We start from the raw sequence: 15,186 nt of genomic DNA, 5'->3' as shown, positions 1-15,186 counted from the left end.
AAAAGCAAAAAGACGCTTGCCTCCCACATGCGGAAGTCCAAGCGTCTATCAGGTTCATTAGGGACGGGAGCGGCAGTTAAACCTGGCGCAAATCAGCCTAGAGTACAGACTCCAGCACTTCATCCTCAGCATCAATACTATTCAATGCCGTACGGTTAATCCAAGACAGCGCCAGTGTTCCCTCGCCCATATGAGCACCTACCACCGGGACAAAGGTCATAATCTCTGTACGCACCGAAGGGGACATGGCCTTAATGGCCCACTCCAGGCTCAGCGCTTCTTCTTTATTGTTCGCGTGCATAATACATATATCCTGGAAGCGGCCGATTTCCTCCTGGATGGTCTCCAGCAGCTTTTGCTTCGTCTTCTTGAAGGTGCGGATTTTATCAACAACGACAATTTTGCCCTCATCGAACCGCAGAAGCAGATGAATCCGCATCAGCTGGCCCAGCAGGAACTGGGAGCCGGAGAGCCGCCCGCTGCGGTGCAGCTGGCTCAGGCTGGCGGGGATGATATAGAAGGACATTTCCTCGATTATATTATCAATTCTGTTCTTGATCTCCTGTGCAGAGCAGCCTGCCTGCTGCCAGTGCATACCGCGCAGTAGCATCTCACGGATGGGGTATGCGCCTACTTTGGAATCGATACCAATTACATTCACTCCAGCAATGTCTGCCGCCTGCATCGAGGTGTTGAAGGTCCCGCTAAGCTCGGAGGAACAATGGATCGCAATAATCTCGTCATACTCTTCCTTCAGACGCTCGTATAATTCCACGAACTCGCCAATCGGCGGCTGGGAGCTGCCTACCTTGTCATGCTGACGCATTTTGTCATAGAACTGATCAGCGTTAATATCTATATTTTCTCTATAACATTCATTATTGACGATTAGACGGAGGGGGACGATATACACATGGTTATTCATAGCGAATTCAGAATCAATGGTGCTGGTGCTGTCAGTCACCCAGGCGATGGATTTCATAGTCATTACTCTCTTTCGTGAGGAATTCACTGCGATCAGGAATCGGCAGCTATGGCTGTCTGTATATTCGTAAATTATACAGGAAGCCAGGCATGCGTAGAGCGATCCTTGCATAATTCCAGCACTTTTTTTCAACTAAATTCGACATAAATTCACATTATATATGACGAATATACCTGTTTAAGAGAGGTTTGATTATGGTATGAGAAAAAGCGGAAAATAGAGTTCGTACGAGCATCCTACTAAGTTCCTCTACTTCCGGAAGTACTGCGTCACCTTTCCCTTACCTGCACCAACCACCACCTCTGCAAAAGCACCGTTCACCAAAGTAACCTGCGGCGGCAGATGTCCGCAGTCGATATCGTATGCGACTGGCAGGCCCAGCTCATCGGCCAGCTCCTGGTAGACATCCTCTACGGTGTACCCGTCCATAGGGCGGTTAGCCGCGCTGCGGCCGAACATAAGTCCGCTGCAATGCTCGAACCAGCCCGCCAGCTTCATCTGCACCAGGGAGCGGCGCAGGTCGGTCACGGACAGCTCACAGTTCTCTAAGTACCACACAATCGGCTCATTATGGATATAGTGCTGCTGGAAATGCCGGACCTCTCCATACGGCGTCCCGATCAGATGCCGGATAACGTCAATGCAGCCGCCCAGCAAGCGGCCCTGCATCGTCACTTTTTGATTCCCCACCGTCTTCCAGCTAGTCGCTTCTGTCAGGTTGAACACATGGGGCGACGGCTTGCCGCCTCCCCATTCCAGCTGATACTGCTGTGAGGATTGCTGGAGTACAGAACCACCGCTTGACGTAAACAACACCTTGTCCCACATGGCGGTTGTCGGGTCTGTCTCTTCTCCCCGGAGATCAATGAAGTTCGTGCCATGAGCAGTGGCAATCCCCGTCTTCAGCGTGACAGCCAGCAGCAGCACACTGATATCGGAATACCCGAGAATCCATTTACACTTCATCTTGCTGAAATCCACCTGCTCCAGCATCTCAATCAGCAGCTCCCCGCCCCAGGGAGGCACGACGAGTCCGATGGACTCATCGGCCATCATCGCGTTGAATTCAGCGGCACGTACAGCAGCCGGAGCCGATTTAGCCTTTTCCTGTGTCCATGCTGTGGGTCCGCAGACTACGCCGTACCCTCTTTTTTGCAGCCGTTCTACAGCCAGCTCAAGCAGTTCACGAAGCTCCTCCCCCACTCCTGATGAGGGTGCAGTTACACCAATAACAGCTTCTGCTTCTAATACGGGATATCTGATCATCCGGTTATTCCTCCTAAGGTAACCCCACCAAGTGGGGCTTTAGCTTCGATGATGACTCAGGTACTTTGCGGGGACCCCAAAACATATAAATTCTATAAAAAAGGCGATACCCGAACCTTGAGCAGGTTGAATATCGCCCTATGCGTACTACGGATTATATCATTGGCTGCGTCATTCCAGTGAAGGCTTATTGTCCCGGCTGATATCCAGAATATCCAGGAAAAAGACGAAGATTGGAATCCCGAGAATCAGTCCCCATACCCCGATATAATGCTCGGAGAACAAAAGCACTACGAGCGTGTAGAACATCGGCAGGTTCATTTTGGAGGACATCAGCTTCGGGTTGAGGAAGTAGCCCTCTATGACATGTAACAGGGCAATCATCACCAGAATGTTGACCGTCAGCATCAGTCCACCCGTGTTATAACCGATAATGCACAGCGGAATCAGCGAAATGACAAAGCCGACGACCGGAATCAAGCTGAGCATGAAGATCATAATGGAGAGGGCGAACAGATACGGGAATGGCTCGAAAAAGAAACCAAGCACCCACAGCCCGACCACGGTAAACAAAGTATTGAACAGCGCAATCAGAATCTGTGCTTCAATGACCTTGCCGAAGGAGGAGATGAATTTTCTGCCGAAATACTCCAGCTCCACATAGAACCAGGAGATCTTGCTGTCTCTCAAACGGGAGGTGAAGCTGACGATCCGGTTCTTCTCCAGAATGAAGACAAGGCTTAGAATCGTGGACAGGACGAAGGTGGTGCCCCAGTTGCTGATTTTGAAGACATATTCGATCCCCTGATTCAAATAGCTCTGATAATTGAGCTCCCTGACCTTTCGGAACAAGTACTGCATAATTTCATTCTGCGGAATATCATCGGAGGTCAGCGTGCCGAGAAAAGTGGTTAACTGCTTGATCTGTGAGAATACCTTGGGCATATATTTGACGAGTGCCATGACGATCATGCTGATCAGCGCCACATACAGTATAATGATGATGACCTTGCTGTTCACCTTCACAAATTTGCCGATCCGCTTGCTTAATAGCACCTGAAAGCTGTTCATCACATAAGCGATCAGGAAGGTCAGCAGCACCAGATTCAGCATATCTCTGATACTGTACAGCAGCAGTCCAATCAATCCCAGAATCAAGAAGCGCCGGACTGTTAAATTGGCGACATAACGCTTGAATACTTCCATTGTTCCCTTGTTCCTCTCCATTCGCTGGCAGATAAGATTTTTATTATAGTGTACCGTACTGAAAACAAATATAGCAACTTTGGCATCGCCCAATTCCCGCGAAACCGCGAACTTTATGTCGATTTACAGGAAGCTCTATTGCTATATGCTATAATGTGGGCAAAACTGGAACATATATACCTTTTTCAACAGGTCCAAATCAATGAAGTTCAAACTAATGGAGGCGAAAGCTGGTATGAACAAAGTAATCTGTATCACCGGAGCATCCTCCGGCATCGGCCTTGCCACTGCACTGAAGTTCGCCCATGAGGGCTGGACGGTCTATGCCGGAACCCGCCATCTGAAGCGTGAACAGGAGCTGTACCAGAATGTGGAGGGTCTGCAGTTCGTTGAGCTGGAGGTGACACAGCCGGAGAGTATTCAGCAGGTTATAGACCGGATAGAAGCAGAGCAAGGCAAGCTGGATCTATTATTCTGTAATGCCGGATTCGGATATCTGAGAGCGCTTGGGCAGGCACCGTTCCCTGAGATCGAGGATGTCTTCAATACCAACGTGTACGGGGTCATGCATACGATCCGGGCTGCACTGCCGCTGCTGCAAAAGACTGGCTACGCCCAGATTGTGGCGACCTCCAGTGTCGGCGGACTGGTCGGGCAACCGATGAATGAGGTCTACTGCGCCAGCAAATTCGCAGTGGAAGGGCTGCTGGAGAGTCTGGCCACCTATTACAAGCCGCAGTTCAATATCGATATCACCCTGCTGGAGCCAGGAGCGATTGCTACTGAGTTCAATTCAACCGTCATGGGGCATGTCGCCAGCACCGGCGGCGTTCTGGAAGACGAGTACAAGCCGATTCTGGATGCTTATAGAGCGACCTTCCTGGAGCGCAATGTGGAGCCGCAGACGGCAGACTCTGTTGCGGATGTGATGTGGGAGCTGGTACAGCTTGAGACCAAGCCGCTGCGCCTGCGCACCTCGGAGCGGGCCGAAGCCTTCGTGGCCCGCAAGGTCAGCACTGACCCTACCGGACTGGAAGGCGTACTAAGCACGCGCAGAATTCAGTTGAATATGTAAATGTAAACAGCCGCTCCCATTCCAGGAGCGGCTGTCTTTGGCTTTCCCTTATCAGATGCTAGCGCTGAATCGGCTCAATCCGGTACGTTCCGGTACTGCCGTCTCCAGCAGGCCCGCCAGTGACCGCCCAGCCGTAAGACAATACATCCTCTAACCGTTCGCGTTCAGCCTCCGTTAATTCCGCTTCCACCGCTTCCTGCCCCTCCGCAAGCTCCAGCTTCGCTTCAATACCCAGCGCAACCTCTATCCAGCTGCGGATTCCGCGGATGGTATTGTATTTAATCTGGTAGCCTTCCAGAACGGCCCGGCGGAATCCCTCCGGCTGTTCCTCTGCAAGGGCAGACAACTGCCCGTAATCGAACTCGTATTTACTCTCATCGGCCGGCAGATCCCCTTCGCTGACTCTGCGCAGCAGCTCTTCGTCAGATCCGGACAGCGCGCGCAGCGATTCCAGCAGAAGGGCATCCCATTGTGATAGCTTGACCTTGCTAGTCGGTATTGTCATTGTATCTCCTCCTTGATTCACAGATGTGTATCTTCTAAGATTCGTTCATAATATTAGTCTGCATATTCCCCGGCCACATAATGTCCGGGACTCACTTCCCGCAGTGCAGCGGCTTCCTCTGTCCCGCGCGTAGCCGGGTAAGCCTCCAGCTGGATTCTGCGGCTGGCCTTCATCGGGTCTGTCTCCAGAATGGAGGACAGCAGGGCTCTGGTGTAGGGGTGGAGCGGATTATCGTACAGCTCATCGCTTGGAGCAACCTCCACCAGCCGGCCGCCGTACATCACGCCGATCCGGTCAGCAATATGGCGGACCATCGACAGATCATGGGCGATGAACAGATAGGTCAGTCCGAACTCGGCTTGCAGATCCTCCAGCATATTAACGACCTGAGCCTGGACAGAGACATCCAGCGCAGAGATGGGCTCATCGCAGACGACGAACTCAGGCCGGACCGACAGCGCCCGTGCAATGGAGATCCGCTGGCGTTGCCCGCCGCTGAATTCATGGGGGAAGCGGTACAGATGCTCCCGCTTCAGCCCCACCTTCTCCAGCAGCTCTGCCACCGCTTCCTTGCGCTCTTCGCCCGGATAGAGACCGTGAATCCGCATCGGCTCACTGATCAGCTCCAGTACGTTCAGGCTTGGATTAAGCGAGGAATACGGGTCCTGGAAAATCGATTGAATCCGCCTGCGGAAGGGCTTCAGCCCTTTCTCGCCCAGCTTGCCAAGCGGCTTCCCGTCGTAGAACACCTCGCCGTCTGTATAATCGTACAGACGGAGCAGACAGCGTCCGACCGTGGACTTGCCGCTCCCGGATTCACCAACCAGTCCGAAGGTCTCGCCCTGACGGATCTGGAAGCTGACCCCATCCACAGCCTTAAGTACGCCCTTATCCCGTCCGCGCAAATCCTTGCCCTTCGGGAAATGCTTCTTCAGATTGCTAACCTCCACAAGCACCTTGCGCTCACTCAAGTGAAATCCCTCCCCGCTGTAACTGCCGTCTTCTCTTCTGTACCTTCGGTCAGCCAGCACATCGAGCGGTGCCCCGGTGCAAACTCGACTACCGGAGGACGTTCACTGCAGCGGGCGAAGGCATGCGGACAACGGTCCATGAACGGGCAGCCGGGCGGGGGATTCAGCAGATCGGGCGGTGTGCCCTCGATCGGAATCAGCCGCTCACGTTCACCGCCACCGCGCTTCGGTATGGAACGCAGCAAGCCCTGCGTATACGGATGCTGAGGCCGGTAGAAGATATCCTGCACCGTCCCCTCCTCCATCACCAGTCCGCCATACATGACAATGACGCGCGTGCAGACCTGGGCTACCACTCCCAGATCATGAGTAATAAGCGCAACAGCTGTATCTCCCCGTTCCTTCAGCTCTTTGAACAGATCGAGGATCTGCGCCTGGATGGTCGCATCCAGCGCGGTGGTAGGCTCATCGGCAATCAGCAGCTCCGGGCGGCAGGAGAGCGCCATCGCGATCATCACCCGCTGGCGCATCCCTCCGCTAAATTCATGGGGATATTGCTTCAGCCGCTGCTCCGGATCACGGATGCCGACCTGGCGGAGAAGCTCCGCCGCTTCGGTATACGCCGCCGCTTTATCCAGTCCCCGGTGTCTGCGGATAACCTCTGTCAATTGCTGGCCGATTCGCTTGACCGGATTCAGCGAGGTCATCGGGTCTTGGAAGACCATCGCAATCCGGTTGCCCCGTAAGGACCGCCACTGCTTCTCCGTAAGCCCCTTCAGGCTCTTGCCGCGGAATTCCAGCTTCCCGGCAGTCATATGGCCCGGCGGTGTGATCAGTGACATGACCGCCTTGGCTGTAACGCTTTTGCCGCTGCCGGATTCCCCGACAATGCCTACGGTCTCACCCGCATCAATATGGAAGCTAACGCCACGGACGGCCTGATTCTCCCCGTCCCGGGTAGCGAAGGATACCTGTAAATTCTCAACAGTCAGCAGCCGTTCAGTCATGATGTTAAGCCCTCCTATCTTCGGATCAGCTTAGGTTCAAAGCCGACCCGCAAAATATCTCCCAGCACATTAAAGCTCAGCACCGTAAACAGGATCATCAGCCCGGGGAACAGCGCCAGATAAGGCGCCTGGGCAATATACCCTTGTGCGCTGTTCAGCATACTCCCCCATGTGGCATTCGGCGGTTGTACCCCGAAGCCGAGGAAGCTGAGCGACGATTCCATCATAATGGCCGAGGCAATATTATTCGTCGCACCTACAATAATCACCGGTATCAGCCCCGGAAGAATATGCCGCCAGATCATTCCGAAGGCACTCTGTCCCGAGGCTTTGGCATATAGCACGTACTCCCGTTCCTTGATTGTCAGGGTCTCCGCGCGGACGACACGTGCCACATTCATCCACATCAAGAGAGCAATAATAATGATTAGATTGCCGATGCTCGGCTTCAGATAGACGCTGAGCAGCAGCAGGATCAGAAAGGACGGGATCGACATGATAATATCCAGCATCCGCATCAGCAGATTATCGATCCAGCCGCCGAAATATCCGCTAATCACCCCAACCAGCACGCCCACAAAGGTTGCTACGACCATGGAGGCAAACCCGACCAGCAGCGAGACCCGGCCTCCGTATAAGGCTCTGGACAGATAGTCGCGGCCATAATCATCGGTGCCGAACAGATGCGCGGCGCCGGGCTTCGTCAGGCGGGCCATGGCATCCATGGCATTCGGATCATGACCGGACAGGAAGGCAAAGACCGCCCCCAGTGTAAACACCAGCAATATGACAAGAGCAGCGACACCCAGACCGTTCGTAAACAGCTCGGACTTCAGATTTTTCCATTTACTGCGATTCATGAGGTCACCCCTTCAGTTTGATTCTTGGATCGACAACGCTGTAGAGAATATCTGCCACCAGATTACCGAAGATCAGCATTAAGGAAGAGAACAGGGTAATCCCCATAATGACAGGATAATCCATCCCCTTCACCGCCGTCATCCCCAGGGAGCCGATCCCCGGCCAAGAGAACACCGTTTCCGTAACAATCGCCCCAGCCACCAGATCTCCCATCGACATACCGATCAGCGTGATCACCGGCAGCAGTACATGCTTCAGCACATGCCGGAACAGGATGGTGGATTTCTTCGAGCCAAAAGCGTACTGGATCTGCACATACTCCTCCTTAAGCTGTCCGATCGTGCTGGAGCGGATATAGCGCACATACCCGGACAGGAAACTGAAGGCCAGCACCGTACACGGCAATATCCCGTGCTTCAGCACATCAATCGGCGATTCCACACCAATGGTGCGCATCCCCATGCTTGGAAGCAGGTGCAGCTTGATCGCGAACAGATACATCAGCAGGATAGCCAGCCAGAATAAGGGGATGGAGATGCCGATATAAGCGATAAAATTGATTAGCTTGTCTACCCAGCGGTTGCGGTTCGCACCGGCCACGAGGCCCAGCGGAATGGCCAGAAGGACGGCCAGGGCAATGGCGCTGCCCATCAGACCTGCAGTTGCGGGGAGGCGGTCCAGAATCTGATCCAGCACAGGCTGGTGATTGACCAGCGAGTACCCGAAATTGCCCTGGACCATCTCTTTGATCCAGATGAAATATTGGATATAAGCAGGCTTATCCAGCCCCAGATTATGACGGATGCGCTCAATATCATCAGCGTGCATATTGGGCGTCACGAAAGACAGCACCGGATCTCCCGGAGCCAGCTTAATCATGGTAAAACAGACCACCGATACAAAAAACAGCATCGGCAATGTTTGCAGCAACCTTCGGACGATGAGTTGTCTCATACGCAGCTTCTCCCAGCTCTTAACAGGCAAAAATAAGCTGGGAGAACCAGCTTATTTTTTTGCCTTGCTTATTTTGTGAGGCAGATTATTTCTTGTAGATCTTGGACAGGTCTTCGAAGATAACGACTGGCTTCAGGACAGCCTCATCAACTCCGCCGTAGTTCTTAGAGACAGCTACAACAGTCTTCGTATAAGCGATCGGATAGATCGGTGCATCCTCGGCTACCAGCTCCTGTGCTTTCTTGTAGATCTCTGCACGCTTAGCCGGATCTGCTTCGCCTGCACCGTCATTCATCAGCTTATCGACTTCACTGTTGGAATAATGCGAGTAGTTGGACGAGCTGTCCGTAGTGAACAGGATACGGTACGCATCCGGATCATAGCCCATGATATAGCCGGTCAGAGCCAGCTCATAGTCGGTCGCCTTCAGATCAATGAATTTCTGCACCCAGGCCGAGGAATCCATGTTCTGCAATTCAACCTCTACGCCGATTGCCTTCAGCTTCTGCTGCACATACAGCGAGATGGCTTCCTGCGCCTTGTTACCGCTCTGTACGATATACCGGAGCTTCAGGTTGCTCTCACCGGCAGTGGCCAGCAGTTCCTTCGCCTTGGCAGCATCATTGTCAAAGGTAGGGACATCGTTGGTGAAGTACAGTGCATCCGGAGTCAGGAAAGACTTTGCCGGATCAGCATATTCGCTGGAAGTGTACGCCGTCTGAATCAGCTCGTCGCGGCTGAGGGCCAAAGACAGGGCTTGCCGGACTTCTTTTTTGGCGAGGGCACCGGTATCGCTGTTCGCATTGAACATCAGATAAGCGAGGCGGCCTTCGCTATACGGGAGAATCTCAAAATTATTCGTCGCTTGAATCGTAGGAACATCCTTCGGGTCCAGATACTGTACATTAATCTCGCCGTTCTGCAGAGCCAGATTCGCAGCATTGGTATCCTTGGCAATCCGGTAAGTGACCGAATCCAGATGCGGCTTGCCCCCGAAGTAGTTGTCGAAGCGTTCCAGCGTCAGATACTCGCCGGCCTTGTATTCCTTGAACTTGAAGGGACCGGAGCCGACAGGAGAAGCGTTCTTCGTGCTCTTCTCAATGTTGGTCTCATTCTCGTAAATGTGCTTCGGAATCGGGAATACCTGTACCAGCGTGGCTTCAAAAGCCGGGCTGACCTGCGGCAGCTTGAACTCCACAGTCAGGTCATCGACCTTGACAGCCTTAATCGCTTTGTCGCCAATCAGGAAGTTGGCACGCAGGAAGCTGTTCTGCTTCTCATCAAGAATGCTGTCGATGGTGAATACCACATCATCCGCCGTCAGCTTCTCTCCATCATGCCAGGTCAATCCATCCTTAAGCTTCAATGTATACGTCAGATTATCGCTTGACGGTGTCAGGCTGTCTGCCAGGTAGAAGGTCTTCTTGCCGTTGTTCACCTGGAACAGCGGAGCATACAGGGCCTGGTCAATGGTCAGGCTGACACGGTCACCCGCATAGTTCGGATTCAGCACTACCGGGTCGGAAGCGACCCCTATAATCAGACTGCCTCCATCCTTCGGTTCGCCGGCAGCAGGCTCTTGCGATGCAGCCGGTGTCTGTGCGGCATTGGTAGATGAAGCGTTATTCCCACTCGAACATGCACTGATCATCAGTGTTAATAATAGTAGAATAGCAACCCCTGTTATCCCTTTACGCATTGTCTCTTCCTCCATGTCTATGAGCATTCCCGCTCGTTGTTGAGTCATTATATATCGGAATACTAGGAATTACAATGTATGAATTTACCATGGGCTTTACCAGACGCGGACCTCCTGCATGACCGCTCCGCGCCGCAGGGCATCGACATGCTCCATTCCTTCCGTAACCCTGCCGAATACCGTATGCCAGCCGTCCAGATAATCGAACGTATCATAACAGATAAAAAACTGGCAGGACCCCGTGCCTGGTCCAAAATGCGCCATAGACAGCGCCCCGCGCACATGCTTATGGGGATTCCCCTGCGTCTCACAGGGAATGGGATCTGTGCCGCCTCTGCCGTTGCCGTCCGGGCAGCCGCCCTGGGCAACAAAGCCGCGAACCACACGCTGAAAGGCCAGACCGTTGTAAAAGCCGCTGTTCGCAAGCTTTTCAAAATTGGCTACGGTTCCCGGCGCTTCCTGATCGAACAGCTCCAGCCGAACCTCCGGTCCCTGCTCCAGACGGATCAGAGCCTGCTTCATGGCGCCTCCTCCTCTACACGGGCTGCAGTGTCTGCCGGTACACCGATATAGACGGCCGTCTTGGCAGCATGCAGCGGCGCATAAATCTCCTCGATATCCTCGTCCACGAGCGGCCTAAGCTCTCCGCCCTCCATATGCAGGAACACCTCAGCGCGCGGATTCATCGCCAGGAGGACATTGATCAATTGCTGTACTTTTAACGTTGGCTTGTCCATCCTCTCACTCCTGCCAGCCCTCTTCCGGGGATTATATATATTAGCGGTATTGTACAATAGCTCAGGGCAAACGGCAATACGGCTCTCTTCTATACATGCAGGTGATTATTTCGGGGAAATGGGGAAAGTCTGGTACTTCTCTAAAAATATCGAATACATATAATTTATATCAACTATTTGCGAATCCAAGGGGATGTTCTATCATGTTGACCTTATTCTGGAGTGGCTGCTATGAATCCGAATAGAACCCGGGTGCTGCTGGGCAGCCCGATCCATCAAAAACCGGCGATCCTGGAGCAATTCCTGAACTCTCTGCTGCGTCTGAACCTGAAGGATATCGATCTTGATTTCTATCTAATTGACGATAACCCGGATGAAGCCGCAAGCCAGCTGCTGCAGCAGTTCGCCCGGAACGGCAGATCCGTCTTCCTGCAATCCTCCGGCTACCATGATGACTATATCCGAGATGAGCATACTCATGTCTGGCATTCCAATCTGGTCTGGAAGGTGGCCGGATTCAAGAATCTGATGATCCGGCGGGCGGAGGCCTTCGGCTATGACTACCTGTTCCTGATTGATTCCGACCTCATTCTGCACCCGGATACGCTGCTGCATCTGATCGGTACAGGCAAGGATATTATCTCCGAGATTTTCTGGACACAGTGGCAGCCGAATACACTGCTGCAGCCGCAGGTATGGATGCATGACGAATACAACCAGTGGGAGATTCATCCGGGGGAGCAGCTCTCGCCGGAGGAGATTCAGCGCCGTTTCCATGCTTTTTTGCTGAAGATGCAGCAGCCTGGAATCTATGAGGTTGGCGGACTTGGCGCCTGCACGCTGATCAGCAGCTCAGCCCTCAGCTCCGGGATCAGCTATGATCGGGTACACAACATCTCCTACTGGGGAGAGGACCGTCATTTCTGCATCCGTGCAGCGGCCCTCGGCCTTCCGCTCTTCGTGGATACCCACTTCCCTGCGCTGCACCTCTACAGAGACAGTGATCTGGATCTGGTCGCGGAGTTCATCCGGCACACCTCGGGCGCGGAAGCTGCTCCTATAGCAGAAGGGGTGCCCGGGACCGGGGATGACAATGAAGCATACGGAGCCCGGACTGAAGCAGCGGTCCCGGAGGACGGCGATACAGCAGCCGCTGCTGATCTGCCGGGCCATGCAGAGATAGCTCCGTCCCCTGCTGACAAAAGAGTACAAGAGGCAGCAGCGCAGTGGGATGTGCTGTGGACCGAAGCCGAAGCCCGGCAGCGCTTGTCCAAGGAGCCTCTGCCTGCTGACGCAGGCGAGACGGCAGAAGGAGCCAGCACAGGCAGGGACGGAGGAGCAAGTCTGCAGAAGCCTCAATCCGCTTCTGCAGCGTCCCCCGTCATCCCGGCAGTCCCTGCTTCCCGCCGGCCCAAGCTGACCCTCACGATGATCGTCAAGAACGAAGGCACCAGATTCCTGCGCCAGGTGCTTGAGGAGCACCGCAAGTATATTGATGAGGCCGTCATTATCGACGACGCAAGCACCGATGATACAGCCGATATCTGCCGGGAGGCTCTTGAGGGGATTCCGCTCCACCTGATACAGAATCCTGTCTCCCGCTTCCATAATGAATCAGAGCTGCGCAAGCAGCAGTGGGAGGCGGTGGTTGCAACCCGTCCGGAGTGGATTCTTAATCTGGACGGGGATGAGCTGTTCGAGTCCTGTTTTCCAGAGGAGGTTGACTCCCTGCTGCGGACAGCAGATTGCGACTTATTCTGTTTCCGGCTCTACGACTTCTGGGATGAGGGAAGTTACCGCGAGGATATGTACTGGCAGGCCCACCAGAGCTACCGCCCGTTCCTGCTCCGTTACCGGGAAGACTTCACCTATACCTGGAATGATCTTCCGCAGCACTGCGGGCGGCTGCCGGAGAATATCTTCGAGCTGCCCCATCAGTTAAGCAACCTGCGCCTGAAGCATCTTGGCTGGTCGAAGCCGGAATTCCGGCTGGAGAAGTATCTGCGTTATATGCTGCTGGACCCGGATGCCGAGTACGGCTGGAGGGAGCAGTATCAGTCTATCCTTGACCCGAAGCCCCGGCTGGTGAGTTGGAGCGAATAAGGCGGAGGGCTAAGTCATAAGAAGAGAGAAGGAAGCTCCTTATCGGAGCTTCTTCTTTTGTTGCGAATAAGCTTCAGGAAATATATCACTATAGGTCCGCAGGCAAATATGCTAAAATAACAGAACATAAGTTCGTATTTTGGTTGTAAAATACATCCTAATAATTCCCTATTATTAGAAGGATATATAGAAGAGGAGGCATAACAGTGATGGAACAGCAAATGATACAGCGTTACCGGCAGGAAATCTATCGAATCGGCTGGCGCTTACAATACCGCAGCAAGCGAACCCGCCGGCATGAATGTACCTTCATGGATATCCGCCCGGCTCAGCGGGATGAAGCGGAGGAGATGATTAACCGGTTGTCCGTTGAACAGCTATTAGATACCCTTCCAGCCAAAGGAAAGGTGATTCTGCAAAAGATTTATCTGCAGGAAATGACAGAGGCTGAGGTCGCGGCACAGCTGCATATGAGTCAACAGGGGGTTAACAAATGGAAGCAAAAAATGCTCCAGCAGCTATCACAGACAGCGAATTCGCAGACCTTCTGACAGGTGTCCGCCAGAAACAGCCGGAGGCCATGCTCCAGATCATCGAGCTATTTCAGGAGGACATCGAAATAGTCAGTCAATGCATCCTCCTCCCGCGGGAGGATGCCATTTCACATATTGTGACGGAGATTCTTAACTTCATACAGGCGGGGGATAGCACATGAACAAGCGGGCAAACGCCGACCTATCGTGGCGCTGCCCGCTTGTCATTCATTGGGAATAGCTAATCTATCAGGCAAGACCAGCATTCATGCTGACTGCACCCTAGGTATTGACATTCCTGCTAGGGTAAGGTTTATGGTTACTATAAGAAGTTCCGGACGGAATAACTTATGAAAGGGTGTTCATGCGTTGAAGATCGGAGAGTTCGCAGCTTGAGGCCCATGGGATGTTACATCGGAGGTCTGGTCGGACCGTTCGGAGCCAGCACAGATATCCGCATCATTATCGAGGCTTCCATCGACACTCTAGACCGGGCACGGCGAAATGGGGTAAACTCATTAAATATTGAATCGTACATTGTATAACTCGGATGCCACGAGAAGGGGTTGAACCAATCCATGGAACTCTACGCCGTAAAATTTGGTGAATCTTCATTTCGCTTAAGCAACGTATACCGCGATATGCATCATTCGGAGGAATTAGTCCAGATTGCGTGGTCATTTTATATTGCCAAGCATAATAATAAAACAATCTGTATCGATGCAGGCTTTCGCGATGAGAATGTGGCACAGCAATGGGGGATTACACTAACAGACGTTGCAGACGAGTTAAGAGGCATCATTGGCAATCTAAGCTCCGTAGATACAGTCATCATTACGCATAGTCACTTTGACCATATTGAGAATCTTGACTTGTTTGATAAGCCTGAAATCATTATTTCAAAAACCGACTATGAAACTGCGCTACAGCAGTGCCCGCCGGCCATCAAGGAGAAGCTGCTTCAAGGCCCGGTTGTCACCGTAGACAACGAATATATTTACGACAACCAGTTCAGATTCAAGGTGATCGGCGGGCATAGCCCTGGTTCATCGGTGGTTTACTTTGAATCGGTTAATACCAACTATATAATCACCGGCGATGAATGCTACTGGTGCGATAATTTGCTAAGCAATCGGCCGAACGGGGTTTTTTCCAGTACAGAAAATAACGAACGGTTTCTAAATGAGGCTCATCACAGCGGATTAATTCCGCTCCCATTCCATGATCTGCAAATATTCGAACACTATCCGGCCGTTTCTAACAATATAGTGAGAATCTTTTAGA

Annotated in this window: 16 protein-coding genes; 5 read left to right on the top strand and 11 right to left on the bottom strand. The window is 52.9% G+C overall.

Annotated elements, in window-relative coordinates:
• Positions 1-97 precede the first annotated feature (97 nt).
• The 3 genes from NST26_RS00970 to NST26_RS00960 form a co-directional block, all read right to left on the bottom strand.
• Positions 98-982 (bottom strand): DegV family protein, encoded by an 885-nt coding sequence (locus tag NST26_RS00970; protein WP_340956637.1) that lies wholly within the window; start codon positions 980-982, stop codon positions 98-100.
• A gap of 252 nt (positions 983-1,234) precedes the next feature.
• Positions 1,235-2,251, bottom strand: coding sequence for a S66 family peptidase (locus tag NST26_RS00965; protein WP_340956639.1), 1,017 nt, complete (start codon positions 2,249-2,251; stop codon positions 1,235-1,237).
• Positions 2,252-2,422: 171 nt separating this feature from the next.
• Positions 2,423-3,457 carry an AI-2E family transporter gene (locus NST26_RS00960; protein ID WP_339253024.1) on the bottom strand — a complete coding sequence of 345 codons (1,035 nt, stop codon included), beginning with the start codon at positions 3,455-3,457 and terminating at the stop codon, positions 2,423-2,425.
• A gap of 235 nt (positions 3,458-3,692) precedes the next feature.
• On the opposite strand from NST26_RS00960, the gene NST26_RS00955 reads away from it, so the two are divergent.
• Positions 3,693-4,532: an SDR family oxidoreductase gene (locus NST26_RS00955; RefSeq protein ID WP_339253022.1), complete on the top strand. Its 840-nt coding sequence runs from the start codon at positions 3,693-3,695 to the stop codon at positions 4,530-4,532.
• Positions 4,533-4,590: 58 nt separating this feature from the next.
• Here the strand turns inward: NST26_RS00955 and NST26_RS00950 are convergent, their stop codons facing one another.
• The 8 genes from NST26_RS00950 to NST26_RS00915 form a co-directional block, all read right to left on the bottom strand.
• A complete protein-coding gene (locus NST26_RS00950) occupies positions 4,591-5,037 on the bottom strand; it encodes a hypothetical protein (protein WP_340956643.1) in 447 nt (148 codons plus the stop codon).
• Positions 5,038-5,090: 53 nt separating this feature from the next.
• Positions 5,091-6,008 carry an ABC transporter ATP-binding protein gene (locus NST26_RS00945; RefSeq protein ID WP_339253020.1) on the bottom strand — a complete coding sequence of 306 codons (918 nt, stop codon included), beginning with the start codon at positions 6,006-6,008 and terminating at the stop codon, positions 5,091-5,093.
• A complete protein-coding gene (locus NST26_RS00940) occupies positions 6,005-7,015 on the bottom strand; it encodes an ABC transporter ATP-binding protein (protein ID WP_036723621.1) in 1,011 nt (336 codons plus the stop codon). Before NST26_RS00940 ends, NST26_RS00945 begins: the two co-directional genes overlap by 4 nt.
• A 14-nt stretch (positions 7,016-7,029) precedes the next feature.
• Complete coding sequence (locus tag NST26_RS00935) at positions 7,030-7,875, bottom strand: ABC transporter permease (RefSeq protein ID WP_340956646.1); 846 nt, start codon at positions 7,873-7,875, stop codon at positions 7,030-7,032.
• Between the two features lie 4 nt (positions 7,876-7,879).
• The gene (locus NST26_RS00930; RefSeq protein ID WP_340956648.1) at positions 7,880-8,830 is read right to left on the bottom strand and encodes an ABC transporter permease; all 951 of its coding nucleotides are present in this window, start codon (positions 8,828-8,830) and stop codon (positions 7,880-7,882) included.
• Between the two features lie 85 nt (positions 8,831-8,915).
• On the bottom strand, positions 8,916-10,529 hold the full coding sequence (locus NST26_RS00925) for an ABC transporter substrate-binding protein (protein WP_340956650.1): 1,614 nt from the start codon (positions 10,527-10,529) through the stop codon (positions 8,916-8,918).
• Positions 10,530-10,625: 96 nt separating this feature from the next.
• Positions 10,626-11,051, bottom strand: coding sequence for a peptidylprolyl isomerase (locus NST26_RS00920; protein WP_036723630.1), 426 nt, complete (start codon positions 11,049-11,051; stop codon positions 10,626-10,628).
• Positions 11,048-11,266 carry a hypothetical protein gene (locus NST26_RS00915; protein ID WP_036723633.1) on the bottom strand — a complete coding sequence of 73 codons (219 nt, stop codon included), beginning with the start codon at positions 11,264-11,266 and terminating at the stop codon, positions 11,048-11,050. The genes NST26_RS00920 and NST26_RS00915 overlap by 4 nt, the downstream gene beginning before the upstream one ends.
• Before the next feature lie 231 nt (positions 11,267-11,497).
• Between NST26_RS00915 and NST26_RS00910 the strand changes: the two genes are divergently transcribed.
• The 4 genes from NST26_RS00910 (at position 11,498) to NST26_RS00895 (ending at position 15,185) form a co-directional block, all read left to right on the top strand.
• The gene (locus tag NST26_RS00910) at positions 11,498-13,369 is read left to right on the top strand and encodes a glycosyltransferase family 2 protein (RefSeq protein WP_340956652.1); all 1,872 of its coding nucleotides are present in this window, start codon (positions 11,498-11,500) and stop codon (positions 13,367-13,369) included.
• A 209-nt stretch (positions 13,370-13,578) separates the two neighbouring features.
• Positions 13,579-13,920, top strand: coding sequence for a sigma factor-like helix-turn-helix DNA-binding protein (locus tag NST26_RS00905; protein WP_036723635.1), 342 nt, complete (start codon positions 13,579-13,581; stop codon positions 13,918-13,920).
• The gene (locus NST26_RS00900; protein WP_076077403.1) at positions 13,863-14,084 is read left to right on the top strand and encodes a hypothetical protein; all 222 of its coding nucleotides are present in this window, start codon (positions 13,863-13,865) and stop codon (positions 14,082-14,084) included. The genes NST26_RS00905 and NST26_RS00900 overlap by 58 nt, the downstream gene beginning before the upstream one ends.
• A 396-nt stretch (positions 14,085-14,480) precedes the next feature.
• Positions 14,481-15,185: an MBL fold metallo-hydrolase gene (locus NST26_RS00895; RefSeq protein WP_340978264.1), complete on the top strand. Its 705-nt coding sequence runs from the start codon at positions 14,481-14,483 to the stop codon at positions 15,183-15,185.
• The last annotated feature ends 1 nt before the right edge of the window (position 15,186 follow it).

The organism is Paenibacillus sp. FSL R7-0128 (assembly GCF_038002245.1).
GTDB lineage: Bacteria > Bacillota > Bacilli > Paenibacillales > Paenibacillaceae > Paenibacillus_AQ > Paenibacillus_AQ silagei.
Note: the sequence above shows the minus strand (reverse complement) of the source record. Positions and strands in the feature narration are given on the sequence as shown.